This window comes from Saccharothrix texasensis, assembly GCF_003752005.1.
Taxonomy (GTDB): Bacteria; Actinomycetota; Actinomycetes; order Mycobacteriales; family Pseudonocardiaceae; genus Actinosynnema; species Actinosynnema texasense.
This window is the reverse complement of sequence record NZ_RJKM01000001.1, coordinates 9,108,842-9,133,646: the sequence shown is the minus strand read 5'-3', so window position 1 is coordinate 9,133,646 and position 24,805 is coordinate 9,108,842. Positions and strand designations below refer to the sequence as shown.

The 24,805-nt window shown below is 73.7% G+C and carries 18 protein-coding genes; 7 read left to right on the top strand and 11 right to left on the bottom strand.

Annotated elements, in window-relative coordinates:
* Positions 1-29 precede the first annotated feature (29 nt).
* The 5 genes from EDD40_RS40685 to EDD40_RS40665 form a co-directional block, all read right to left on the bottom strand.
* Positions 30-1,649, bottom strand: a complete 1,620-nt coding sequence (locus EDD40_RS40685) for a molybdopterin-dependent oxidoreductase (RefSeq protein WP_246038261.1) — start codon at positions 1,647-1,649, stop codon at positions 30-32.
* Positions 1,650-1,701: 52 nt separating this feature from the next.
* Positions 1,702-2,514, bottom strand: coding sequence for an anti-sigma factor (locus EDD40_RS40680; RefSeq protein WP_123747592.1), 813 nt, complete (start codon positions 2,512-2,514; stop codon positions 1,702-1,704).
* A complete protein-coding gene (gene sigK, locus EDD40_RS40675) occupies positions 2,511-3,116 on the bottom strand; it encodes an ECF RNA polymerase sigma factor SigK (protein ID WP_123748662.1) in 606 nt (201 codons plus the stop codon). The genes EDD40_RS40680 and sigK overlap by 4 nt, the downstream gene beginning before the upstream one ends.
* A gap of 75 nt (positions 3,117-3,191) precedes the next feature.
* Entirely contained in the window at positions 3,192-4,004 is an 813-nt protein-coding gene (locus EDD40_RS40670) for a DUF1295 domain-containing protein (protein ID WP_246038260.1), read from the bottom strand.
* Positions 4,005-4,007: 3 nt separating this feature from the next.
* On the bottom strand, positions 4,008-5,315 hold the full coding sequence (locus tag EDD40_RS40665; RefSeq protein ID WP_246038258.1) for an SAM-dependent methyltransferase: 1,308 nt from the start codon (positions 5,313-5,315) through the stop codon (positions 4,008-4,010).
* Between the two features lie 119 nt (positions 5,316-5,434).
* On the opposite strand from EDD40_RS40665, the gene EDD40_RS40660 reads away from it, so the two are divergent.
* The 4 genes from EDD40_RS40660 to EDD40_RS40645 are packed head-to-tail and all read left to right on the top strand — an operon-like array spanning position 5,435 to position 9,403.
* Positions 5,435-6,157, top strand: a complete 723-nt coding sequence (locus EDD40_RS40660; protein ID WP_123747591.1) for an alpha/beta hydrolase — start codon at positions 5,435-5,437, stop codon at positions 6,155-6,157.
* A complete protein-coding gene (locus EDD40_RS40655; protein ID WP_123747590.1) occupies positions 6,154-7,422 on the top strand; it encodes an NAD(P)/FAD-dependent oxidoreductase in 1,269 nt (422 codons plus the stop codon). The genes EDD40_RS40660 and EDD40_RS40655 overlap by 4 nt, the downstream gene beginning before the upstream one ends.
* Positions 7,419-8,147 (top strand): DUF1365 domain-containing protein, encoded by a 729-nt coding sequence (locus EDD40_RS40650; protein ID WP_123747589.1) that lies wholly within the window; start codon positions 7,419-7,421, stop codon positions 8,145-8,147. Before EDD40_RS40655 ends, EDD40_RS40650 begins: the two co-directional genes overlap by 4 nt.
* On the top strand, positions 8,144-9,403 hold the full coding sequence (locus tag EDD40_RS40645) for an SAM-dependent methyltransferase (protein ID WP_123747588.1): 1,260 nt from the start codon (positions 8,144-8,146) through the stop codon (positions 9,401-9,403). The genes EDD40_RS40650 and EDD40_RS40645 overlap by 4 nt, the downstream gene beginning before the upstream one ends.
* A gap of 86 nt (positions 9,404-9,489) precedes the next feature.
* Here the strand turns inward: EDD40_RS40645 and rph are convergent, their stop codons facing one another.
* The 3 genes from rph to EDD40_RS40630 all read right to left on the bottom strand — a co-directional run bounded on the left by rph (position 9,490) and on the right by EDD40_RS40630 (position 15,471).
* Positions 9,490-12,099, bottom strand: coding sequence for a rifamycin-inactivating phosphotransferase (rph, locus tag EDD40_RS40640; RefSeq protein WP_123747587.1), 2,610 nt, complete (start codon positions 12,097-12,099; stop codon positions 9,490-9,492).
* A gap of 250 nt (positions 12,100-12,349) precedes the next feature.
* Positions 12,350-13,792, bottom strand: a complete 1,443-nt coding sequence (locus EDD40_RS40635) for an ATP-binding protein (RefSeq protein WP_123747586.1) — start codon at positions 13,790-13,792, stop codon at positions 12,350-12,352.
* Positions 13,792-15,471 (bottom strand): NAD(P)/FAD-dependent oxidoreductase, encoded by a 1,680-nt coding sequence (locus tag EDD40_RS40630; RefSeq protein ID WP_123748659.1) that lies wholly within the window; start codon positions 15,469-15,471, stop codon positions 13,792-13,794. Before EDD40_RS40630 ends, EDD40_RS40635 begins: the two co-directional genes overlap by 1 nt.
* On the opposite strand from EDD40_RS40630, the gene EDD40_RS40625 reads away from it, so the two are divergent.
* Positions 15,470-18,541 carry an ATP-binding protein gene (locus tag EDD40_RS40625; protein WP_211348367.1) on the top strand — a complete coding sequence of 1,024 codons (3,072 nt, stop codon included), beginning with the start codon at positions 15,470-15,472 and terminating at the stop codon, positions 18,539-18,541. The genes EDD40_RS40630 and EDD40_RS40625 overlap by 2 nt on opposite strands.
* A 58-nt stretch (positions 18,542-18,599) precedes the next feature.
* On the top strand, positions 18,600-20,078 hold the full coding sequence (locus EDD40_RS40620; RefSeq protein WP_123747585.1) for a bifunctional 3-(3-hydroxy-phenyl)propionate/3-hydroxycinnamic acid hydroxylase: 1,479 nt from the start codon (positions 18,600-18,602) through the stop codon (positions 20,076-20,078).
* Here the strand turns inward: EDD40_RS40620 and EDD40_RS42980 are convergent.
* Complete coding sequence (locus tag EDD40_RS42980; RefSeq protein WP_211348366.1) at positions 20,057-20,314, bottom strand: hypothetical protein; 258 nt, start codon at positions 20,312-20,314, stop codon at positions 20,057-20,059. The two genes, EDD40_RS40620 and EDD40_RS42980, sit on opposite strands and share 22 nt — an antisense overlap.
* A 169-nt stretch (positions 20,315-20,483) precedes the next feature.
* Positions 20,484-20,924: a hypothetical protein gene (locus EDD40_RS40610; RefSeq protein WP_123747584.1), complete on the bottom strand. Its 441-nt coding sequence runs from the start codon at positions 20,922-20,924 to the stop codon at positions 20,484-20,486.
* A 189-nt stretch (positions 20,925-21,113) separates the two neighbouring features.
* On the opposite strand from EDD40_RS40610, the gene EDD40_RS40605 reads away from it, so the two are divergent.
* Positions 21,114-24,179: a discoidin domain-containing protein gene (locus EDD40_RS40605; RefSeq protein ID WP_123747583.1), complete on the top strand. Its 3,066-nt coding sequence runs from the start codon at positions 21,114-21,116 to the stop codon at positions 24,177-24,179.
* Positions 24,180-24,305: 126 nt separating this feature from the next.
* Here the strand turns inward: EDD40_RS40605 and EDD40_RS40600 are convergent, their stop codons facing one another.
* Positions 24,306-24,725: a hypothetical protein gene (locus EDD40_RS40600; protein ID WP_123747582.1), complete on the bottom strand. Its 420-nt coding sequence runs from the start codon at positions 24,723-24,725 to the stop codon at positions 24,306-24,308.
* Positions 24,726-24,805: the final 80 nt, after the last annotated feature.

Below are 24,805 nucleotides of genomic sequence, written 5' to 3'. Positions count from 1 at the left end.
AGTTCCCGGGCCTGCGGCGTCCGGGCTGGTCACGGCCGGGCGGTGAACACGATCGTGTGCCAGCCGGCGGCGCCGTCCGGGATCGGTTCGGCCCGCTCACTCGTCTGCGTGTGACCGGTCCGGTCGGTGGCCCGCACTTCCAGCGTGTGCGACCCCGCGGGCAGGTCGAGTTCGGCGCGCCACATCCGCCAGGTGTCGACGTTGACCTCCCGGCTCAGGGTCGCGGCCTGCCAGGGGCCGCCGTCGACGCGGACCTCGACCCCGTCGATGCCCCGGTGCTGCGCCCAGGCCACCCCGGCGGCGGTGAACTTCCCGGCGGGCACCTGCTCGAAGGCCTTGGGCCGGTCCACGCGGGACATGGTCTTGATCGGCGCGCGGCGCGCCCAGTCGCGCTTGACCCAGTACGCGTCGAAGTCGGCGAAGGTGGTGAGCTCGGCGTCGACGAGCCACTTGGTGGCCGAGACGAAGCCGTACAGCCCGGGCACGACCATGCGCACCGGGAAACCGTGCTCGGCGGGGAGCGGTTCGCCGTTCATGCCGATGGCCAGCAGCGCGCCGCTGTCGGGTTTCATGATGTCCTCGACCGGTGTGCCGCAGGTCCAGCCGTCGACGCTGCGGGTCGCGAGCTGGTCGGAGCCGGGCCGGACCCCTGCCTCCACGAGGATGTCCCGCAACGACACGCCGATGAAGTCGGTGGTGGAGATGTAGGGCCCGCCGACTTCGTTGGACACGCAGCAGAGGCTGATCGTCCGCTCCACCAGCGGCCTGTTCACCAGGTCGTCGTAGGTGAGCACGAGTTCGCGGTCGACCATGCCGTGCACGCGCATCCGCCAGTCCTGCGCCCGCATCCGGGGCACCGTCAACGCGGTGTCCACCCGGTAGAAGTCGGCGTTGGGCGTGATGAAGGGGGGTGTGCCGGAACCGGCGAAGTTCGCGCCCTCCGGTATCGGCGGCGCGACCTCGCCCGGGGTGAGCCGGATGGCCCGACGGGACGCTTCCACGTCGACGCGGCCGCCGATGAACTGGCCCGCGGCGGCGGTCGCACCCGCGGCGGCGGCGACGGCCGTGGAGGTGATCAGGAAGCGGCGGCGTCCCAGCCCCGGCACCGACCAGTCCAGCGGACGCCGGACCCGACCGTCCACAGTGTCCTCAAGGGCGGGCGTCGCGTCCGCGGGGGCACGGCGGGCGAGCCGGTGCAGCCACCGGAAGACCACGACGCCGACGACCAGGCTGGTCGCCGGCGCGAGCATGGCGGTCGCCCCCAGCGTGGGGCGGGCGAGCACGGCCGCGATGCCGACCGCGCCGAGCGCGGCGGCCAGGACCGTCCCCGGCAGCGCGCTGCGGCGGGACAGCAGGCCCGCCACGACGGCCGCGCCGGCGATGACGAACGCCATGCCCGCCAGCAGGACGAGCTTGTCGTCCTCACCGAACACGCGGATCGCGAAGTCCTTCACCGGGTGGGGTGTCAGGTCGATCGCGGTGTTGCCCACGGCCAGGAACGGCGAGGCGAACGGGTCGATGAGCGCGGCCACGAGGTGACCGGCGGCCAACGCCGCCCCCACCGCGACGACGCCCGCCGCGGCCGCCGCCCAGAGCGGCAGCCGCGGCGCACCGGGATCGGTTCTCTGCCTGCGAGTGGTTGCGTTCACACCAGTTGTTCGCAGCGGACGGTCCGGCGGATTGCCTTCGTCGACCGGTATCTCAGACCAGCGGCAGGACCACCACGGTCGGCGTGGTGGGTTGGGGCGACCCGCCACGCGGCTCCACGGTCAGGCCCACTGCTTCCCGGCCGGTGAAACCGCTCGCCAGCAGGGGTTCGGCCGACCCGGCCGAGGACGTGAGCAGACCGGCGGGACGCGGACCTCCGGCGCCGATCAACCACAGCTGGTACGTGCGGTCCTCGGGCAGTCGCGCCAGGCCCTGACCGAGGAACAGCACCTGGCCCTTGGCGGACGACGCCACGACGGTGCCGGTGCCGCCACCGGTCACGTCACCCCGGACGAGCTTGGCGTCCGGCGCGGACAGCAGCTCGGCCATCCGACTGCTGTCGGCGTTGACCTGTTCCAGCGCCTGGAGGTCCTGCTCCAGGCGACGGTTGGTGTCCACGGCCTGGACGCCCAGCGTGACCGCGACCGCGATGCCGGCGGCGGCGGCGAGCGTGGCCGCCCTCCGCAACCACACGACCCGGCCCGGGGTTCCGCGCCCCGGTTCCACCCGGGGCGGCTCCGTTCCCGTCCGGACGGGAACGCGGACCCCGGTCTCGGTCTCGGGCGGGAGTTGGCGGGTGTCGGCGACGGCCACCAACACCCGCTCACGGAGGTGCGCGGGAGGCTCGACCGCGGCCGAGGCGGCCAGCAGCGCGGTGGTCTCCAGCAGTTCGGCGGTGTCCTGCGCGCAGTTCGAGCAGCTCGCGAGGTGTTCCTCGAAGAGGCGGCGCTCGGTGTCGGAGACGGCGTCGAGCACGTAGGCGCCGATCAGCGTGTGGGCTTCGGCGCGCGTGGTGTCTTCGGTCATCGGGTCACCCCCAGGCAGTCTCGGAGTCTGATCAGTCCGTCGCGCATCCTGGTCTTCACCGTGCCCAGCGGGATGCCCAGCACGGAGGCCGTCTCCGGGTAGGTGTAGCCCTGGAAGTAGCCCAGCAGGATCGACTCCCGCTGCAGCTCGGTCAGCATCGTCAGGCACCGCTGCACCTGCCGCCGCTCGATCCGCGAGGCGACCTGCTCGCTGACCGCGTCGAAGGGCGTCTCCACGTCGCGCCGGGCGGCGAGGTCCTCCCTCCGGGTCGCGGACTGCGCGGAGCGGACCCGGTCCACGGCGCGGCGGTGCGCCATCGTCATCACCCACGCCATCGCGCTGCCCCGCTCCGGGTCGTAGCGGGCGGCGGTGCGCCACACCTCCACCAGCACCTCCTGCGTGACCTCCTCGGACTGGGCGTGGTCGCGCAGGACCCGCCGGACCAGGCTCAGCACCTTGCCCGCCACCACGTCGTACAGCCGCTCGAACGCCCGGTCGTCACCTCGCGCCACCAGGCACAGCAGCTCCTCGGCCGAGACGCCGTCCGCGTCACCGTCGCCGGTGGTGGACACGGCCTGGAGCTTGCGCTCACGCCCTGTCATCGTGTTCCTCCCGATCGACCCGTCCTGGACGGGCATCCGTCGCCGATCGTCTCCTCGGATCGCCCGGAGCGCAGATCACGGCGTTCCCCTGCGGGGAGGCAGGGGCAGGAAGCCGCTGGTGCGCTCCACGTAGTCGGCGTAGCCGGGCCGACGACCGCGCAGGTGCGCTTCGAGCATCGGTTTGCCGGTGCCCTTGGCGAGCAGGAACGTCATCGCCACCGGTGACACGACGGCCGCCACGCCGTACCAGGACGAGCAGGCGAGCAGGAACAGCCCCCACCACACGCAGGCGTCACCGAAGTAGTTCGGGTGCCGCGTGTAGCGCCACAACCCCCGGTCGAGGACCCGGCCGCGGTTGGCCGGATCGGCCCGGAACCGCCGCAGCTGCCCGTCGCCGACCGCCTCGAACAGCACGCCCACCGCCCACAGCGCGATCCCGGCCGCGATCAGCCCGGGGTGCGCGGGGGGACCGTGCTGGGCGACCTGGACGGGCAGCGAGACGACCCACATCACCACGCCTTGTGCCAGGTAGGCGCGCACCAGCACGTGCAGGTGCGGGTTGCCCTTGGCCCGGCTCCGCATCTCGGCGTAGCGGTGGTCCTCCGGCTCGCCTCGGCCCCGCAGCGCGATGTGGACAGCCAGGCGCACGCCCCACACCACCGTCAACGCCGTGACGAGCAGCCGGGTCGCGGTGGCGCCCTCGCCGTCGGACAGCACGAACGTCGTGCCCGCGACCAGCGCGAACCCGAGGCCCCAGGCGACGTCGAGGGTGTCGTGCCGGTCCCTGAGCACCGAGGCGGTGAAGGTGACCACCAGCAGCAGCGCCACCACGCCGGCGCTGACGGCGAGGTTGGCGGGCAGTCCGGCGGGCAGGTCGGACCAGGTCACGGCTCACCCCTCCGACGCGACGCGGTCCGCCGCCGGCACGTCGCCGCGGTCCCACGGCATCCCGCTCGCGCCATCGGTCGTCGGGCGCACGGCGAGGATCTGGTCCACGCCCATGCGGTTGTCCTCGAAGGCCAGCGCGCCACCGGCCAGGTACAGCCGCCACACCCTCGCCTGGCCCTCGCCGACCAGCGCGACGACCTCGTCCCACCGCCGTTCCAGGGTGGCCGCCCACTCCCGGACCGTGCGCACGTAGTGCTCGCGCAGGGCGTGGACGTCCCTGATCTCCAGTCCGGCGTGCTCCAGGTGCGTCAACGTGCGGCTGAGCGGTCGCATGGTCATGTCGGGCGCCACGTAGGACTCGATGAACGCGCCGCCGCCGGGCGCGGTGGAGCCCCGGGACATCTGCTGCAGGAGCAGCCGGCCGCCGGGGCGCAGCAGCCGGTGCAGGGTCGAGGCGTACACCGGGTAGTTCTCCTCGCCGACGTGCTCGCCCATCTCGACGGACGCCACGGCGTCGAAGGGCTCGTCGGGGATCTCCCGGTAGTCCCGCAACCGGACGTCGACGGTGTCCCGCAGGCCCAGCTCGTCGATCCGGCGGCTGACGTGGGCGTGCTGCCGGCTCGACAGCGTCACCCCGGTGGCCCGGACGCCGTGGTGCCGGGCGGCGTGCAGCAGCAGCGAGCCCCACCCGCACCCGACGTCCAGCAGGCGCGTGCCCGGGCGCAGGGCCAGCTTGCGGCAGATCAGCTCCAGCTTGTCGCGCTGCGCGTCGGCCAGGTCGTAGCCGGGTTCGCCGTCGGGCCAGTACGCGCAGGAGTAGGCCATGGTGGGGTCGAGGAGCAGTTCGTAGAACTCGTTGCCCAGGTCGTAGTGGTGGGCGATGGCGGCGCGGTCGCGGCGGCGGGTGTGCAGGCCACCGGCCAGCCTGGCCTCTTCGACCGGTGGTCGCGGCCGGGGGCCCAGGACGCCGAGCCGGGCGGCGGTCCGCAGCAGCGAGACTCGGTCGGGGACGGAGAGCCGCCGACGCGCCCCGCCGGCTCCGGCCAGGCCCCAGAACCGGCGCAGGCCGGTCGTGAGGTCACCCTCGACGTCGAGGTCGCCGGAGACGTAGGCGCGGGCCAGTCCGAGCTCGTCCGGGTTCCACAGCAGGCGGCGCAGGGCTCGGCGCGAGCGCAGCACCACCCGCGGACCGCCGGACGGGCCGGCCTCGCTGCCGTCCCAGGCCCGCAGCCCCACCGGCAGCTCGGCGCCCAGCACCCGCTCGACGACCTCGGCCAGCGCCGGGGCGTGCCCCGTCTTCCCGTCCCGCACATCGTCCCCTTTTCCTCGGTCGGTCTCCCGTGGTTCGCGGCCGACGGGCCCGCGGGTCGGTCGCGGCCCGAAAAAGTGATGCCCGTCACAAGAGCCATCTGTCGGGGCGCGCACGCCGAATGGAGGTCGTGTCCCCACTCCGCCCCGCCGCCGACCTGCCCTTGATCCGCAGGTGGGAGCCGACGACCTCGGCCAGCGCCGCCGTGCTGGTGCTGCCGGGTGGCCGCGCCCGCAGCCGTGAACCCGCGAGCCGCGCCAACCTGTCGTACCGGCGGATGGTGCCGTTCGCCCGCGACCTCGGCCGGGTGGGTCCGGCCGTGTGGCTCGTGCGCTACCGGTACCGGGGGTGGAACGAACCCGACCGCGACCCGGTCCGCGACGCCCGGTGGGCGCTGGCGCGGTTGCGCGAGCGGCTGCCCGGGACGCGCGTCGTCCTGGTCGGCCACTCGATGGGCGCCCGCACCGCCCTCCGGGTCGCCGACGACCCCGCCGTCGCCGCCGTGTGCGCGTTGGCGCCGTGGCTCGAACCCGGTGAACCGGTCGACCACCTCCGGGGACGTGCCGTCGTGCTGGCGCACGGCGACGTCGACCGGTGGACCGACCCGCGGGCGTCCTACCGGTACGCGATGCGCCTGCGCGAGGTCAACCCGACGACCTGCCGGTTCGTCGTGCACGACAGCGGCCACACGATGCTGCGCCGTCACGCCGACTGGAGCGGGCTGGTCCGCCGGTTCGCGCGCGGCGCGGTGGATCCCGCGGCCACCGACCCCCTGATCGCCGACGCGATGGCCGCCCCTGCCCCGCACGGGCTCTCCGTCGCCCTGCCCCGAGGAACCCGATGACGTCCAGACCGCAGCGCGTCGCCGTGATCGGCGCGGGAGTGGCCGGCCTGACCGCCGCCTACCTGCTGCAACGCCGCTACGACGTGCTCCTGTTCGAAGCCGGGCCGCGCTTGGGCGGGCACGCGCACACCCATGACGTGGTGGCCGAGGACGGCGGCACCGTCGCCCTCGACAGCGGCTTCATCGTCCACAACGAACGCACCTACCCCACCCTGCTGCGCTTGTTCGCCGAGCTGGACGTGCGCACCAGGGGCACGGAGATGTCGATGAGCGTGCGCTGCGAGGGCTGCGGCCTGGAGTACGCGGGCGCCAAGGGCTTCGGCGGGCTGTTCGCCCAGCCCTCGAACGCGACGCGCGCGCCGTACCTGCGCATGCTCGCCGAGGTCGGCCGGTTCCACCGGCACGCCCGGCGCGTGCTGGCCGACCCGGCGGCCGACGGCGTCACGCTCGGCGCGTTCCTGGCCATCGGCGGGTACACCCGGTTCTTCGTGGACCACTTCGTGGCGCCCGTGGTGTCGGCGGTGTGGTCGGCCGACCAGGTGACCAGCCTGCGCTACCCGGCCCGGTACCTGTTCGAGTTCCTGCACAACCACGGCATGCTCTCGGTGACCGGCTCGCCGCGGTGGAGGACGGTGGTGGGCGGCTCCCGCGCCTACGTGGACCGCGCGGCCAAGCAGCTGACCGCCGTGCACCTGTCCACCCCGGTGCGGGCGGTCACGCGCACCGGCTCGGGCGTGGACGTGCGGGACGACGGCGACGAGGTCCACCGGGTCGACAAGGTCGTCGTCGCCACGCACCCCGACCAGGCGCTGGCCCTGCTGGCCGACCCGACCGACGACGAGCGCGAGGTGCTGGGCGCGTTCCGCTACTCGCGCAACGACACCTGGCTGCACACCGACCCGTCCGTGCTGCCCCGCACACCCCGCGCCCGCGCCTCCTGGAACTACCTCAAATCCCACTGCGGCTCCGACGACGGCCCGGTGCTGGTCAGCTACGACCTGAACCGGCTCATGCGGCTGGCCGAACCGCAGGACTACGTGGTGACCCTCAACGCCACCGACCGGATCGCGGAGTCGTCGGTGATCGCCCGGATGCGCTACGAGCACCCGGTGTACACGCCGGAGTCGGTGGCCGCGCAGCGCCGCCTGCCCGGGTTGAACGCCGGGCCGACCGCGTTCGCGGGCGCCTACCACGGCTGGGGCTTCCACGAGGACGGCTGCGCCTCCGGCGTCCGGGCCGCCTCGGCACTCGGCGTCGACTGGTGACCGCGCCGGCGCTGTACGACGCCGTGATCGCCCACACGCGCCGCCACCCGGTGCGCCGGTCGTTCCGGCACCGCACCCACCTGTGGCTGGTCGACCTGGACCGGCTGCCTGCCGTGCCGTGGTGGCTGCGCCCGGCGGCGCGGTTCCGCGCGGGCGACCACCTGGGCAGCCCGGACCGCGGCATCCGGGACAACCTCGACGCCTGGCTCGCCGGGCGGGGCGTGGACCTGCGTGGCGGACGCGTGCTGATGCTGACCAACGCCCGCGCGTTCGGCCACGTGTTCAACCCGATCACCGTGTACTGGTGCCACGACCCGGACGACGAGCCGGTCTGCGTCGTGGCGGAGGTGCACAACACCAACGGCGAGCGCCACTGCTACCTGCTGCGCCCCGACCGCGACGGGCACGCGGAGGCGGACAAGGCGTTCTACGTCTCCCCGTTCCTCACCGTCGAGGGCCGGTACGTGATGCGGCTGCCGCGACCCGCCGAGCGGCTGTCCGTGGCGATCAGCCTGCGCCAGGGCCCGCGGACGCCATTCAGCGCCTCCCTGACCGGAGCGCGCCGACCCGCCACGCCGTGGACGCTGCTGCGCCTGCTGCTGCGCGACCCGCTGCCGACCCACCGGGTCAGCGCGCTGATCCGCCGGCACGGCATCGCCCTGTGGCTGCGCCGGCTGCCCGTCGTCCCCCGCAGCCCCCACGACGCACAGGAAGGTGTCCGATGACCACCTCGCCCACCCGACAGCCGGACACCGCGGCGGCCGGCCACCCGGCCCGGCGCCGACCGGGACCGGTCGAGCCCCGGTGCTCCTCCGCGCGCGCCACCGCGGCCCGCCTGGTGTTCCGGCACGCCGTGAAGTCCCTGCCCGTGCGGGTGGCCCTGCCCGGCGGCGAGCGCCTCGGCGCGGGCGGCCCGGACTCGCCCGTGATGCGGATCGTGCGACCGGGCGCGTTCCACCGCCGGCTCGGCGCCGACGCCAAGATCGGGTTCGGCGAGGCGTACATGGCCGGCGACTGGACCAGCAACGACCCCGCCGCCCTGCTGACCCCGTTCGCCGCCCGCATGGCCGACCTGGTGCCCCGGCCGCTGCAGGTGTTCCGCCGTTGGGTCGACGCCCGCCACCCCGCGCACGAGCGCAACACCGCCGAGGGGGCGCGGGCCAACGTGCACCGCCACTACGACCTGTCCAACGACCTGTTCGCCGCGTTCCTCGACGAGTCGATGACCTACTCCTCGGCCTGGTTCTCCCCCGGCGACGACGACCTGCACGCCGCCCAGCTGCGCAAGGTCGACGGCGTGCTCGACCTGGCCGACGTCCGCGCCGGCACGCGCCTGCTGGAGATCGGCACCGGCTGGGGCGCGTTGGCCATCCGCGCGGCCGAGCGAGGCGCGCGCGTCACCACGCTCACCCTCTCCGCCGAGCAGAAGCACCTGGCCGAGCAACGCATCGCCCGGGCCGGGGTCGCCGACCGCGTGCAGGTGCTGCTGCGCGACTACCGCGAAGCCCACGGCAGCTACGACGCCGTGGTGTCCGTGGAGATGGTCGAAGCCGTGGGCGCCGACTACTGGCCCGCCTACTTCCGGACGCTCGACCGCGTGCTCGAACCGGGCGGCCGGGTGGGGCTCCAAGCCATCACCATGCCCCACGACCGGCTCCTGGCCACGCGGCACTCGCACACCTGGATCCACAAGTACGTCTTCCCCGGCGGCCAACTGCTCTCCGTCCCCGCGATCCAGGACGCCGTCCGACGGCACACCGCGCTCGGCGTCGCCCGAAGCCGCTCACTCGGCCCCGACTACGCCCGCACCCTCCGCCACTGGCGCACCCGCTTCCTCGACAACTGGCCGCAGGTCGCCGCGACGGGCTTCGACGACACCTTCCGCCGCATGTGGGAGTTCTACCTCGCCTACTGCGAAGCCGGCTTCCGGTCGGGCTACCTGGACGTGGTCCAGCTCGGCTTGACCAAACCTCGCCACTGACCCGGAGCCGTGCACCCCTGCGGACCGGGCCAGGAGATCACGTCCGCGAATCGGCCGAACGGCGTGTTCGGCCGATTCGCGGACGCTCAGATCGCGGGCAGGATCTCGATGTGCCCGTCGGTTCCGTTCACCCGGATCCGCTGCCCGTCCTCGATCAGCTGCGTGGCGCGTTCCACCCCGACCACGGCGGGCAGGCCGTACTCCCGCGCGATCACCGCGCCGTGCGTCATCAGGCCGCCGACCTCCGTCACCAGGCCGGCGATCGCCACGAACAGGGGCGACCAACTGGGGTCCGTGTGCGCGGTGACCAGGATGTCGCCCGGTTCGACGTCGGCCTGCGCCATGTCCAGGATGACCCGGGCCCGCCCTTCGACGGTCCCGGCGGAGACGGCCAGGCCGACCAGCGCGCCGTCGGGCAGGTCGTCGCGCCGGTACGCGCCGCTGAGGGTCTCGCCGTCCGAGGTGAGCACCCGCGGCGGCGTGAGCGCTTCGTACGACCGGAACGCGTCCTTGCGCCGGCGGAGGAGGTCGTCGTCGACCCGGTTCGCCCGCACGACTTCCCGGAGTTCCTCGAACCGCAGGAAGTAGACGTCTTCCCGCTCCCGCAGCACACCGGCCCGCACCAGGCGGTCGGCCTCGGCCAGCAACGCCCGCTTGTACACGAAGTAGCGGCTGATCATGCCGTACTTCGGGTACTCGCGGTACCCGGCGAACGTGCGGACGAGGTCGATCTTCCGCTTGGTCTCCTCGGCCTTCGGCTCACCGTCCGGCAGCGCCCGCAGTCGCTCCAGCACCTCCTGCTCCTTCTGCCACGCCTCCTGCCGCCCTTGCTCGAAGCGCCGCACCCCGGCGCCCGGTTCGAGGTTCTTCACCGTGGACAGCAGCAGGGGCAGGAGCATGGCGGGCCGTTCGCTCCACCGCGGCCTGGAGATGTCGATCTCGCCGACGCAGCGCATGCCGTACTCGTCCAGGTAGGCCTGGATGGCGTCGCGCGCCTCCCGTCCGCCGTCGAGGTCGACCAGCCGGTCGAGGAAGTCCTCGTCGGCCCGGTCCGCCGCGTCGCGCAGGAACGCGACGACCTCCGGGTGCGGGCGGATCGCGTCCGCGACGTCGAGGAGCGCGAGCCCCATCTCCGAGGTGACGTTGTGGGGCACGGACTGCGAGAGCGTGTCGGCCGCGTTCTTCTCGCCCAACCACTCGTGCAGCCGCTCGTTGAGCCACCACGTGGCCTGCATCGCCGCCATGATCGGCTGGATGCCGCGCGGGTCGAACAGCAGCCGCCTCAGCTCCTGGACGTCCGCGGTGATGAAGTCCAGCAGCTCCACGCCGGACTTGCCCCGGATGTCGCGCGCCGCCGCGGCGACGGACGCCGCGCCGTTCTCGACCAGCTCGGCGACGAGCGCCGGATCGGCCTCGATCGTGACCGGCTCGGCGCCGGGGACCGCCTGGCGGGGAGCGTCGTCCGGGAGCGACGGGAGGAAGCCGTCGCGGTCGAGGACGGTCTGCAGCGCGTCGCCGATCAGCGGGTCGGACTTGCCCACGACCGCCAGGAAGCCGACGCGGTTGACCGGCGAGGCGAGCAGCGGGGTGACGTCGACGAACAACCTCCCACCTGCTTCGGCCATGGGCCGCGGGGTCGTCATCTGCCACACGGAGAGCCCGAGTGGCTTCATGGCGTCGGTCATCATCTGCTGGTGGCCCACGGAGACGTAGACGTGGTTCTCCTCGTCGCCGGTCTCGGGGACGGGGAACAGCGTGGTGATCGGCCGGCTCTGGACGACCTGGAAGGCGTCGTCGACCAGGCACCACTCGATGTCCTGGGGACGGCCGAAGTGCGCTTCGATCCGCCGGCCGAGCCGCACGAGCCGCACGACCTGCTCGTCCGTCAGCGCCGGCTGCTCCTGCCCCGCGGGCTCGATCGCCTCTTCCCGCGTCCCGCCGCCCGGGGAGGCGTGCAGGGCGAGCTTCTTGGCGGCGACGGCCTTGGCCACGACCTCGTCGTCGCGGACCTGGTAGGAGTCCGCGTTCACCAGGCCGGAGACCAGGGCCTCGCCGAGGCCGAAGGTGGCCTCCACGGCGGCGACCTTCCGGTCGGACGTGACCGGGTCGGCCGTGAACAGGACCCCGGACGCGTGCGGGAAGACCATCCGCTGCACGACCACGGCCATGTGGACCTTGCGGTGGTCGAAGCCGTTGCGCAGCCGGTAGGTCACGGCCCGCTCGGTGAACAGCGAGGCCCAGCACCGGCTGACGTGCCGGAGGACCGCCTCCGGTCCCACGACGTTGAGGTACGTGTCCTGCTGGCCCGCGAAGGAGGCGCCCGGCAGGTCCTCCGCGGTCGCGCTCGACCGGACGGCGCAGGCGGCGCCCTCGCCGAGCCGGGCGAGGGCGCCGGTGATCGCCGCCGCCACGTCGTCCGGGACGGCGACCCCTTCCAGGGTTCGCCGGATCTCCGCGCTGCGCCCGCGGATCGCCTCCCGGTCCTCCGGGTTCAGGTGGGACACCCCGTCGAGCAGGTCGCCGAGCGACGGCGCCTCGGCCACGATCCGCCGGAAGGCGTCCGTCGTCACGCAGAACCCGGGCGGCACGCTGACGCCCTCGATCCGCGAGAGCTCGCCCAGGTGCGCCCCCTTGCCGCCCACGACGGCGACCTGCCGCTGGTCGACCTCGTCGAAGTCGAGCACGTAGCCGCCCATCCCCACACCTTCCGTCGTGCCCGTCAAGCCTTGTCCGCTCCTCGTTCGCACCGGCGGTTCCCGGTCTGGTCCACCTGTTGTCACAGCGTTCTACCGATACCTTGTTTTCGCAGGTTGTGGGCTTCGGCCGGAGATTCTGCGGCATGACGGGGGTCTTGCCACAAGACCCCCGATGGGCTATATGTTGATAATGGCGGGGAGTGTGCGATCTCCTCGGCCGTCGCCTTCACCGGGACACGACCCGGGCCCGCTAGTCCCCGGCGCCGTTCCCGGTGGCCGGCGCCGTCATCGGCAGGTGGACGCGGAAGCGGGTGTCGCCGGGCTCGGACTCCACCCGGATGTCGCCGTGGTGGCGGTCCACCACGATCCGCCACGAGATGTCCAGGCCCAGCCCCGTGCCCTCGCCCACCGCCTTGGTGGTGAAGAACGGCTCGAAGATGCGCCTCTTCACCGCGTCCGGGATGCCCGAGCCGGTGTCGCCGACCTCCACCACGACGTCCTCGCCGGCGCGGTAGGTGCGCACGGTCAGCGTGCCCTCGCCGGCCATGGCGGCCACCGCGTTGTCGACCAGGTTCGTCCACACCTGGTTGAGCTCGGCCGGGTAGGCGGGCAGCGGCGGCAGCGAGCGGTCGTAGTCCTTGACCACGCGCACGCCGTCGCCGAGCTTGCCGCCGAGCATGACGAGCGTGGAGTCGAGCAGTTCGTGCACGTCGACCACCTGGAAGGGCGCCCGGTCGACCTGCGAGTACTGCTTGGCCGCGCCCACCAGCGCGGACACCCTGGTGGTGGCGTCCTCGATCTCGTTCATCAACGTCTCGGTCTCCACCGTGTAGGCCAGCCAGCGCACGGCGGCCTCGGTGGCGGTCTGCGGGCACAGCGCCGCCGCCCGGTCCAGCCACTGCACGTCCAGCCCGCCCGCGACCAGCACCGGCGCCAGGTCCCAGCCACCCGACACGCCGTGCGCGTCCAGCCAGTCGGCGACCTCGTCCTCCAGGTCGGAGGTCTCCATCGGGCCGAGCTTCGGTGCCTTCGCCACCTGCTCGACCGCGCTCTCCTGCAGCTCCACCAGCACCGGCAGGGTGGCCGGGTCGATCGAGCCGCTCGCCAGCAGCGCCAGCTTGTGCCGCATCCCGGCGACCCGTTCGCGCAACGCGCCGGTGGCCCGCACCGCCGCCGCGGCCGGGTTGTTCAGCTCGTGGGTCAGCCCGGCCGACAGCGACCCGAGCGCGAGCAGCCGTTCCCGCTGGCTGACGATCCGCTCGGTGTTGCGCATGCCGAAGAACAGGCCTTCCAGCAGGTGCATGGCCATCGGGAACCACGAGCGGAACATCGCGCCGAAGTCGTGCGCGGGCAGCTGGTAGAGCCGCACGTCGGTCACCGCGTCGGCGGTCATCTGGTAGACCGTCTTCGCCTCCACGTCGGAGCCCAGGTACGCCTGGGTGGCCCCGAAGTACGCGCCGCGGTGGTCGGTGCGGTTGGTCTCCACGCGCTGCCCGCCGATGACGCGGCTGAGCGCCACCACGCCGTCCAGCAGCACGAAGAAGCACGTCGCCGCCTGGCCCTCGCGCAGCACCTGGGCGCCCGCCGGGTGCGTCTCCACCTGGCCGTGCGCCACGAGCCACGCCAGCTGGTCCTCCGACAGGTGCTCGAACAGGAACAGGCCGCGCAGGTCGTCGACCGTCAGGTTCTCCATCACGACCTCTCCAGGTAGCGGTGCACCAGCGACACGGCCATCGCGCCGTCGCCGACCGCCGACGCGACCCGCTTCACCGAGTCCGCCCGCACGTCGCCGGCGACGAACACGCCCGGCAGGCTGGTCTCCAGGTGGTAGGGCGGCCGGTCGAGGTCCCAACCCTCGGGCAGCCGCCCGTCGGTGACCAGGTCCGGTCCGGAGAGCACGAACCCGCGCTCGTCACGGGCCAGTGTGCCCGCGAGCCAGTCCGTGTGCGGCGCGGCGCCGATGAACGCGAAGAGCCACGACGCGGGCACGGTCGTCGTCTCGCCGGTCTTGGTGTGCCGCAGCGTCACCGACTCCAGGTGCTCCTCCCCCGTGCCGCCGACGACCTCCGTGCACGTGCGCACCTCGACGTTGTCGACCCGGGCGAGCTGCTCGACCAGGTAGTGCGACATGGACCGGGCCAACGAGTCGCCGCGCACGACCAGCACCACCCGGCGGGCGTGCGCGGCGAAGTAGAGCGCCGCCTGGCCCGCCGAGTTCGCGCCGCCGACGAGGTAGACGTCCTGGCCCGCGCAGCTCGGCCCCTCGGTGGTGGCCGCGCCGTAGAACACGCCCCGGCCGGTCAGCGCGCCGAGACCGGGCGCGTCGAGCACCCGGTAGGACACGCCGGTGGCGAGGATGACGGTGTGCGCGGCCAGTTCGGTGCCGTCGTCCAGCCGGACCACGCGGGCCGAGCCGCGCGCCTCCAGGCCCACCACGTCGCACGCGGTCAGCACCTCGACGTCGAACTTCAGCGCCTGCCGGCGGGCGCGGTCGGTGAGCTGCTCGCCGGACACCCCGTCGGGGAAGCCGAGGTAGTTCTCGATCCGGCTGCTGGTGCCCGCCTGACCGCCGGTGGCGCGCCGCTCGACCAGCACCGTGCGCAGTCCTTCCGAACCGCCGTAGACGGCCGCGCCCAGCCCGGCCGGACCGCCGCCGACCACGATCAGGTCGTAGAAGTCGGCGGAGGGTCGCGTGGTCAGGCCGACCCGGTCGGCCAGCTCGGCGTCCGACGGCTCGACCAGCGTCTCACCGGCCGCGGTGATGACCACGGGCAGCCGCACGCCGTCCTCGCCGCACGCGGTGAGCAGCCTCCCGGCTTCGGTGTCGCCGTCGTCCAGCGCGTGCCAGCGGAACGGGACGGAGTTGCGGGCGAGGAAGTCGCGCACCTCGTAGGACCGCGAGGACCACCGGTGCCCGATCACCCGGACCTGCCGGGCCGGGCGGCGGTCGGCCGCCTGCCAGGCGCCGAGCAGGTCGTCCAGCACCGGGTACAGCTTCTCCTCCGGCGGGTCCCACGGTTTGAGCAGGTAGTGGTCGAGGTCGACGACGTTGATCGCGCGGATGGCCGCGTCGGTGTCGGCGTAGGCGGTCAGCAGCACCCGCCGGGCCGCGGGGAAGAGGTCCATCGCGGCCTCCAGGAACTCGATGCCGCTCATCCCGGGCATCCGGTAGTCGGCCAGCAGCACGGCCACCTCCTCCCCGCGCAGCTTGATCTCGCGCACCGCGTCGAGCGCCTGGGCCCCGGACTCGGCCCGCACGATCCGGTAGTCCCGGCCGTACTTGCGGCGCAGGTCGCGCGCCACGGACCGGGACACGCCCGGGTCGTCGTCCACGGTGAGGATCGAGGGCCGGGCGACCTGAGGAGTCGTCATGTCCACATTGTCGTGCCCGCCCGAACGGCTGTCCCGTCGCGGTTACCCTCTGCTGGTGTTCGGCGCCGTGCGGTTCGGGGTCCTGGGGCCGTTGCGGGTGGAGCGCGACGGCGAGCCGCTGGCGCTGGGCGGGCCCCGGCAGCGCGACCTGCTGACGCTGCTGGTGCTGCGCGCCAACCGGGTCGTCAGCGCCGGGTGGCTGGTCGACGCGCTGTGGGACGGGCGGCCGCCGGCGGGCGCGCACATCACCCTCCGCTCCTACGTGGCCGTGCTGCGCCGTGCGCTGGAACCGGAACGGGGACGTCGTGCGCCCGCCGAGCTGTTGCGCGGCCACACCGGCGGCTACGAGCTGAGCGCGCCACCGGACACCGTGGACGCCGTCCGCTTCACCGCGCTCGCCGGGCACGGCGCGCGGGCGCTGGCCGACGGCGAGTGGGAAGCGGCCGAACGCCACTTCGCCGACGCGCTCGCCCTCTGGCGCGGCGGGTTGACCACCGACCTCGCCGCCGTCCGACCGGACGCGACCCGCCTCGCCGAGGCGCGTGCCGAGGCGGGCGAAGGCCGCTTCACCGCCGCCGTCGCCGCCGGCCGGCACCAGGCCGTGCTGCCCGACCTGCGCCAGTTCGTGGCCGCGCACCCGGAGCGGGAGAACGCCCGTGCGCAGCTGATGCTCGCGCTCTACCGGGCGGGCCGGCAGACCGACGCGCTGGCGGTCTACGACGAGGGCCGCCGCCTCCTGGCCGACGAGCACGGCGTGGAGCCGGGCGAAGCGCTGCGCGACCTGCACCGCCGGGTCCTGGCCCACACCGTGCCACCGGTGGGCGGGAAGGCGGGCGCGGCCACCCGCACCCGCGGACCCGGTCGCACCGCCGGTCCCGGCCGCGCCGCGGGCGGCCCGCACGCCACCTTGGTCGGCCGCACCGCCGAGCTGTCCCTGCTCACCGACCTCCTCGCGGCGTCGGGCCGCGACGGGGGCCGGTTCGCGGCGATCGTCGGCGAAGCGGGCATCGGCAAGACCACCCTGGCCGACGCCCTCGCCCGCCGCGCCGCCGACGCCGGCGTCCCGGTCGCGTGGGGCCGCTGCCCCGACCTCGGTCAAGCGCCGCCGTTCTGGCTCTGGACCCAGGTCGTGCGCGCCCTGGCGCCGGCGGGCGACGAGGAGGCGGACCCGGCGCTGGCGGGCTTCGGCACGGGCCCGGCCACCGGCGCCGACATCGACCCCACCGCCCGGTTCCGCACGTACGACGCGGTCTCCGCTCTCGTGCACGCGACCGCCCGCGCCCGCGGCCTCGTCCTGGTGCTGGACGACCTGCACGCCGCCGACGCCGACTCCCTGCTCCTGCTGCGCTACCTGGCCACCACCGTGCGCACGTCCCGCGCGCTGGTCGTCGCGACCCTGCGCCCCTACGAGCACGACCCCGCCCTCGTCGCCGCGCTCGCCGACCTGGCCCGCAGCCCCGGCTGCCGACAGCTCCGCCCGGCCGGCCTGGACGCCGACGCGGTCGCCGACCTCGTCCGGGAGCACACCGGCGCACCCGCACCGGCCGACCTGGTGCGAGACCTCCTCACCCGCACCGGCGGCAACCCGTTCTTCATCACCGAGCTGCTCACCTCCGCCGAGCCGACCGGCGCGCCGCCGCCGAGCGTGCGCGACACCGTCCGCCGCCGGCTGCACGCCCTGGACGACCGCACCCGCGACTGGCTCGACGTGCTGAGCGTCGCCGGCCGGGACCTGGACGTCGACCTGCTCGAAGCCGCCACGACCACCGAGGTCCGCCTCACCCCGCACGTCGCCCACCTGGTCGCCGAGCCCGGCGCCGGGGTGGTGCGCTTCCGGCACCCGCTGTTCGCCGAGGCCGCCTACGCCGACCTCGCCCCGACCCGCCGGGCCGACCTGCACGCCCGGCTCGCGGACGCGGGACGGCACGTCCTCACCCCCGCCGAGCTGGCCCACCACTACGACCGGGCGCGCGGCCGGGAGGACGAGCACCTGCGCTGGACCCTCGAAGCCGCCGACGACGCCACCCGACGCCTCGCCTACGAGGACGCCCTGGCGCACCTCGACCGGGCCGCCGCCCTGCTCACCGCCCCCGAACGGGAGCTGGCCGTGCAGCTGCACCGCACGTCGTTGCTCCAGATCACCGTCGGCATCGGCAGCGACGCGGTCGACCTGGCCGCCGCCCGCGCCCGCGAGCTGCTCGCCCGCGTCGACCCGGGCGCCGACGTGCGACACGCCCTGTGGACGCTCGGCGAGCTGGCCTGCAACCGCGCCGAGTTCGCCATCGCCGCCGACCTCGCCGGCCGCCTCGCGTCCGACGACGGCGTGATCGGCGCCGCGGGCCACTACCTGCTCGGCGTGGTCGGCTACTTCACCGGCCGCCTGGTGGAGGCCGACCGCCACCTCACCGCCGCCATCGACCGGTTGCGGGAGCTGGACCCCCGGGAACTGGTCGGGCGGGCCGGCCGCACCCCGACGCTCGCGACCTACGACTTCCGCGCCCTGGTGCGCTCCCTGCTCGGTGACGCGGCGGCGGCCCGGTCGGACCTCGCCGCCGCGCACGCCCTCGCCGAACGCGCCGACGACCCGTACGGGCGGGCCAACGCCACGCTGTTCGCCGCGTGGACCGCCGTGCAGGAGCACGACGTGGCCGCCGCGCTCGCCGCCGCCCGCCGCTGCCGCGAGATCGGCAGGCGCCAGCACATGCCGCACTTCGTCACGACCGGCGACTTCTACGCCGAGTGGGCCGCCGTGCGCGGTGGCGACGACAGCCGCCTCACCGCCATGCGGGCGGCCCGGGAGGGCGTCCACCGGCTCGGCCTGCGCGCGACCCGCACGATCAGCCTCGGCGCGATGGCGGACGCGTACCTGGTGACCGGGCACCACGCCGACGCGGCGGCGTTGGCCGACGAAGGTCTCGCCATCGCCGAGCAGGTCGGCGAACGGGTCTTCGCCGCCGAGCTGCACCGCGTGCGCGGCCTGGCCACCGGCGACCCGGCCGACCTGGCGGCCGGCGCGCGCCTGGCCGAGGCGCAAGGCGCCGACCTGGTGCGGGCCCGCTTCCCACGCTGATCCAACAGAACTCCAACAGCTCTCCGCTGGCATGTGACCAGACACCGGAGGAGGACGCATGGAGTTCGACGTCGTAGTGGTCGGTTGCGGGCCGGTCGGGGCGCTCACCGCCAACCTGCTCGGCGCCAGGGGCGTGCGGACCCTGGTCGTCGAACGCGACACCGCGCCCCACCGGCAGCCACGCGCGTTCTCCTGCGACGACGAGGCGCTGCGGATCTACCAGCAGGCCGGTCTGCTGACCGAGGTCGCCGGGGACATGCACCAGCCGCGCCGGGCCGAGTACGTCAACGCCAAGGGCCGGGCGTTCGCCACCATCGCCCTGGACGAGGTCGACTTCGGCCTCGGCCACCGTCCCCTGCACTTCTTCGACCAGCCGCGCCTGGAAGCGGCCCTGCGCGCGGGGTTCGACCGGTTCCCGCACGTCACGCTGCGCACCGGGGTCGAGCTGATGCGGCTCACCCAGGACGAGGGGGCCGCCACCGTCACCCTGCGCGACCTGGCCACCGACGAGGAGACCGAGGTGCGGGCGAAGTACGTGCTGGGGTGCGACGGGGCCCGCAGCACCACCCGGGTCGCGGCCGGGATCGCGCTCACCGGCTCGTCCTACGCCGAGCCGTGGCTGGCCGTCTCCGGCGACGTCGCCCCCGGCGCGGTGCGGGTGCCCACCACGACGTTCGTGTGCGACTGGCGGCGGCCCGCGTTCGTCTCCCCCGGCGCGTTCGACACCTACCGGCTGGAGTTCATGCTGCGCCCGGACGAGGACCCGGCCGACATGACCGGTCCCGGTGCGGTCGCCCGGCTCGTCGCGCCCTACGTGGACCCGGACCGCTTCACCGTCACGCGGGCGATCGTCTACACGTTCCACCACCTGGTCGCCGAGCGCTGGCGCGACCGGCGGGTGTTCCTGCTCGGCGACGCCGCCCACCAGATGCCGCCGTTCCTGGGACAGGGCCTGTGCAGCGGGCTGCGCGACGCGGCCAACCTCACCTGGAAGCTCGCCCTGGCCCTGGAGTCGGACGCTCCCGGGTCGCTGCTGGACAGCTACGAGGCCGAACGCCGCCCGCACACCGAGGCGATGGCGCTCACCAGCGTCCGGCTCGGCCGGGTGTTCCTGGTGCGCAACAGGTTCGCCGCCTTCCTGCGGGACGTGGTGCTGCGCGCCGTGCAGGCCGTGCCGCGCGTGCGCCGCCTGGTGCGCCACTTCGAGTTCAAGCCGCTGCCCGCGCTGCCGGACGGGCGCGTCATGTTCCCCCAGCCCGAGGTGGTCGTCGGCGGGGTCAGGCGGCTGCTCGACGACGTGCTCGGCCCCGACTTCGCGGTCCTCGGGCCGGGGGTGGACGGGAGCACGGCGCGGGACTGGTCGGGGCCGCGCGCGCGGTTCCTCCGGGTGGTCGCCGAGGGCCGACCCCGCACCGAGGACGACCTGGTGGACGTCACCGGCGAGCTGACCGCCTGGTTCGCCCGCCACCGCACCGACGTCGTCGTGCTGCGCCCCGACCGGTTCGTGCACACCGATCAGGTCAGGAAGACCCAGTAGAAGTCCCAGGCGCCCTTGCTCGGCCAGCAGGCGTAGTAGTCGACGCCCTCCGGGATCTTCGCGCCCTCGGCCTCGCACTCCTCCTCCGTCGCGAAGGTGGCCATGTACTGCCAGTAGTCCATCGCCGCCTGGACGGGTGAGGCCTGGGCCGGTGCCGCTTGGGCGGGTGCGGCCTGGGCCGGTGCGGACTGGGCGGCGCCGAGGATCAGGAGGCTCGCCAGGAGCAGTGCGCGCATCGGTTCTCCCTTTCGCGGAAAACGCTTTCCACCGGCGGCGCACCGATCACAGCACAGTCGTCGCCACCTGGCAACGCGTCGCACGCGCCGGCGCCCACCCGTGCCGAAGGCCCGCAGTGGCCCGCCGGTCCCGGCCGCGGCACCGCGCCCCGGCCCCGTCAGCGGTCCGTCAGTGGTCCGTCCCGTGGGCCTCGTCGGTCTCGTCCGCGAGGTCGACGTCGGCGAGGTCGTCCACGCCGACCACGTCATCGCCGTTGAACACCACCACCAGGCCCAGCTCGGTGAAGCCGGGCACGCGGCACTCGGCGAACCGGACCAGCCAGTCCCGGCCGGGGTGGAAGGTGAACTCCGGGTCGGCCACGGCGTCCGCCTCGTAGCCCGGGTGGTCGCGCAGGTGGTCGGCCACGGCTTCCCGGGCGGCGGCGAGCAGCCGTTCGCGGTCGTGCAGGACCGAGCCGATGAACGGCAGGTCGAGGTCGTCGGTGGTGGCCGGTTCCTCCACCAGCACGCTCACCGACGTCCCGGCGGCGGTCGCGTTCCAGCACGCCACACCTTCGGGGGTGTGGTCCACCGGGGTCAGTTCGCCGAAACCGGGAATCGTGATCGTCACCGGGCGATCCTATGCGCCGCTCCCGGACCTGACCGGAACCGGGCCACCGGGCACGTCAGATCCGGTCGCCCGTTCCCTTGACGGCGGCACTGCGGTGAAGTTCTCTGTGGGAGAGCGCTCTCCGAGAGTTTGTCGACGATCCGCGGCCGGCGGCACACCGGCCGCGGGTCACCCCTGCCTGGAGTCGCCATGCCCGAAGCCCCCGCCCGGCGCCGCCGCCGGGTCCTGCCCCTGCTCGCCGTCCTCGCCGCCCTGGTCGCCGGGCAGCTCGTCGCCTCGGTCGAGGCGAGCGCCGCCGGTGTCCTGCTCTCCCAAGGCAAACCGACCACCGCCTCGTCCGCCGAGAACGCGGGCACCGCCGCGTCCGCCGCCACCGACGGCAACGCGGGCACCCGCTGGTCGAGCGCGTTCGCCGACCCGCAGTGGTTGAGCGTCGACCTGGGCGCCACCGCGACGTTGGACCGCGTGGTGCTGACCTGGGAGGCCGCCTACGCGACCGCGTTCCAGCTCCAGACCTCGGCCGACGGCGTCACGTGGAGCACGGTCCACACCGCCGCCAACGCCACCGGCGGCACGCAGAGCATCCCGGTCACCGGCTCCGGTCGGCACGTGCGGCTGTACGGCACGGCCAGGGCCACCGGCTACGGCTACTCGCTGTGGGAGTTCCAGGTCTACGGCACGACCGGCGGCGCCACCACCGGCCGGCCGATCTCCGAGTACAAGCAGGTCGCGGCCTCGACGTGGGAGGGCGGCAACGCGCCCGCCGCCGCGCTCGACGGCCGCGCCAACACCCGGTGGTCCAGCCAGTTCGCCGACAACCAGTGGCTGCGCGTCGACTTCGGCGGCGTCGCCGCGGTCAACGAGGTGGTGCTGACCTGGGAGGGCGCGTACGCGAAGGGCTACCGGCTCGAACTGTCGAACGACGCGGTGAACTGGACGCAGATCTACGCGACCACCACCGGCGCGGGCGGCACGGAACGGCTCGCCGTCGGCGGCACGGGCCGCTACCTGCGGTTGTTCGCCACCACGCGCGCCACCGGCTACGGCGTGTCGCTCTGGGAGTTCCAGGTCTTCGGCACCGTGGACACCTCGGCGGCCACCCCGCCGCTGCTGTCGCCGCCGACCAAGGCGCCGGCGGTGACGGGCCGGTTCGCGCTGTCCTCGCCCGCCGACCACGCGATGATCACCTCCACCCGGCGTCCGGCGTTCTCCTGGGCCGCCGTGCCGGGCGCGGTGCGCTACCAGGTCTGGCTCAACGTCAGCCGCACGGACTACGACTTCACCGCATCGGGCAACCTGATCGACCTCTACACCAAGGTCGCCGAACCCACGGGCACGAGTTACACCCCGTCGTGGGACATCGCCGACCGGTGGACGTACCGGTGGTTCGTGGTGGCGGTGGACGGCGCCGGGGGCACCGGCGCGTCGAACATCCGCACGTTCAGCGTGTACGTGCCGACGCTGACCTCCGTGGACGACGGCGTGCGGGTGGTCAACGGCAGCCGCGACCTGAACAAGAACGGCTCGATCGAACCGTACGAGGACTGGCGGCAGCCCGTGGAGACGCGGGTGAACGACCTGCTCGGTCGGATGACGATCGAGGAGAAGGCCTACCAGATGTTCTACAACGCCCAGGTGTTCCCGCGTTCGGGGTGGCACTTCGGGCCGGCGGAGGCGCAGGACCTGCACACCGCGCTGCTCGGGTCGAGCGGCACGCGGCTCGGCATCCCGTTCGTCTCCGCGGGCGACACCATCGCCGGGTACAAGACGACGTACCCGCTGCAGAGCGCGTTGGCGGCGGCCCGGAACTACCCGCTGGACTACAAGCTCGGCGACATGCAGCGGCGCGAGCAGCTGGAAGTCGGCACGCGCGGCGTGCTGGGGCCGTTGGCGGAGGTGGGCACGAAGGTGCTGTACCCGCGCATCCAGGAGGGCAACGGCGAGAGCTCCGAGGTCGCGGCGGCGCAGGTGCGGGCGCTGGTGGCCGGGTTGCAGGGCGGGCCGGAGCTGAACCCGGCGTCCGTGCTGGCGACCGTGAAGCACTGGCCGGGCGAGGGCGCGGGCGGTGAGGCGCTGATCGTGTACGACGCCGTGACGATCAAGTACCACGTGGCGCCGTTCCGGGCCGCGATGGAGGCGGGCGCGGTCAACATCATGCCGGGTTACGCGGGCAGCTCGCTGCTCGACCCCGGCGGTCCGGGCGCGGGCGACAGCGCGAAGATCCTCGCGTACCTGCGCCAGAACCTCGGGTACACCGGGCTGATCACGACCGACTGGCTGCCGTCGGGCTCGTGGGTGGGCGCGGCGAACGCCGGTTCCGACGTGATGGGCGGCGCGGACCCCGGTGCGCCCGGGTTCACCATCGGCGGGTTCACCTCGGCGGTGCCGGCGGCGCGGATCGACGACGCGGTGCGGCGGGTGCTGCGGCTGAAGTTCAAGCTCGGGATCTTCGAGAACCCGTACGGCGACCCGGTGAACGGGCCGTACCGGTTCCACAAGCCGGAGTACGCGGCGTTGGCGAACCAGGCGTCACGCGAGGCGATGACGTTGTTGAAGAACACCAACGGTGTGCTGCCGGTGCGGCTGAACCGGGGCGACAACATCGTGGTGGCCGGTCCGCGTGCCGACGACACGGCGGCGTGCTGCATCTGGACCAGCTACTTCCACCAGGAGTACGGCTCGCAGACCATGCTGGAGGCGATCCGCGCGCGTGCCGGGCAGGCGGGGGTGAACGTCTTCAAGGACACCGGGCCGTCGCCGAAGCTGGCGGTCGTCGCGGTGGGCGAGACGTCGTACACCCACGCGACGAGCTGGCCGAAGGAGCAGCCGTACCTGCCGCCGGACCAGGTGGCGTTGATCCGGGACTTCCAGCGGCAGGGCATCCCGGTCGTGGTCGCGCTGGTCCTGCCCCGCCCCTACGTGATCACCGAGTGGCACGACCTGGCGAGCGCGATCGTCGTGACCTACCGCGGCGGCGAGGAGATGGGTCCGGCCCTGGCGTCGCTGCTGTTCGGCGACTACACGCCGACCGGCAAGCTGCCGTGGCAGCTGCCCCGTGCCCTGACCGACGTCCTGCGCCCCGGCGGCACCGACACGCCGGCCGACGCCACCGAGCACTGGGACCTCCCGTACGACCTGGGCGCCACCGCCGCCGAACGCGCCGACATCCGGGCCCGAATCGACTCGGGCGCCCCCGTCCCCTCCACCTACGGCACCCCCCTCTACCCCTTCGCCGCCGGCCGCCCCACCTTCTGACCTCCGCGCGTGTCCTACGTTCGGAACACCCGAGTTGAGCATTCAGAACAAGATCGACTGTCCTGAGTGTTCAACTCGGGGTACCGGAACGTAGGACACGCGTGTTCCGAACGTAGGACACGCGGATTAGGAGAGGGTGGTGATGCGGTGGCGGAGGGCGGATTCCAGGTCGCGCAGTTCGCGGGCCGGGGAGCCGAGGCCGGTCATGGCGAGGCGGCGGGACTCCAGGCGGTCGGTGCGGAAGCGGGGGAACGCCAGCCGCAGGGCGCAGTCCAACATGACGAGGTGGTAGCGCAGGAGCTCCACGATCCGCTGCGGCGGCGGGGGCCGGTCGGTCTGCCACACGAGGTCAGCCGCCCAGCCGGACAGCCTGCTGTACTGGGCCGCGACGACCCGGCCGCTGCGCGCGACCTCCCACGACGGCTCGCCGGGCTGCGCGCAGTCGGCGATCACGGCTTCCGCCCGGTCCTGCAACGCGACGGCCTGCACCACGACCTCCAGCAACGCACCCAGCCGCACGAGTTCGGCCGTTGCCGGATCGAGCATGACGCTCGTCGGTTCGGCACGGCGAGGTGCCCTGCGCGGACGAATGCGCACCACCGCACGGTACCGCGCGCGGACGTCAT

Coding starts and splice junctions, on each gene's coding strand:
- EDD40_RS40620 (WP_123747585.1), top strand. CDS start 18,600: ATGGAGTTCGACGTCGTAGTGGTCGGTTGCGGGCCGGTCGGGGCGCTC.
- EDD40_RS40680 (WP_123747592.1), bottom strand. CDS start 2,514: ATGACCGAAGACACCACGCGCGCCGAAGCCCACACGCTGATCGGCGCC.
- EDD40_RS40655 (WP_123747590.1), top strand. CDS start 6,154: ATGACGTCCAGACCGCAGCGCGTCGCCGTGATCGGCGCGGGAGTGGCC.
- EDD40_RS42980 (WP_211348366.1), bottom strand. CDS start 20,314: ATGCGCGCACTGCTCCTGGCGAGCCTCCTGATCCTCGGCGCCGCCCAG.
- EDD40_RS40605 (WP_123747583.1), top strand. CDS start 21,114: ATGCCCGAAGCCCCCGCCCGGCGCCGCCGCCGGGTCCTGCCCCTGCTC.
- sigK (WP_123748662.1), bottom strand. CDS start 3,116: ATGACAGGGCGTGAGCGCAAGCTCCAGGCCGTGTCCACCACCGGCGAC.
- EDD40_RS40630 (WP_123748659.1), bottom strand. CDS start 15,471: ATGACGACTCCTCAGGTCGCCCGGCCCTCGATCCTCACCGTGGACGAC.
- rph (WP_123747587.1), bottom strand. CDS start 12,099: ATGGGCGGCTACGTGCTCGACTTCGACGAGGTCGACCAGCGGCAGGTC.
- EDD40_RS40635 (WP_123747586.1), bottom strand. CDS start 13,792: ATGGAGAACCTGACGGTCGACGACCTGCGCGGCCTGTTCCTGTTCGAG.
- EDD40_RS40625 (WP_211348367.1), top strand. CDS start 15,470: ATGTCCACATTGTCGTGCCCGCCCGAACGGCTGTCCCGTCGCGGTTAC.
- EDD40_RS40645 (WP_123747588.1), top strand. CDS start 8,144: ATGACCACCTCGCCCACCCGACAGCCGGACACCGCGGCGGCCGGCCAC.
- EDD40_RS40600 (WP_123747582.1), bottom strand. CDS start 24,725: ATGCTCGATCCGGCAACGGCCGAACTCGTGCGGCTGGGTGCGTTGCTG.
- EDD40_RS40660 (WP_123747591.1), top strand. CDS start 5,435: ATGGAGGTCGTGTCCCCACTCCGCCCCGCCGCCGACCTGCCCTTGATC.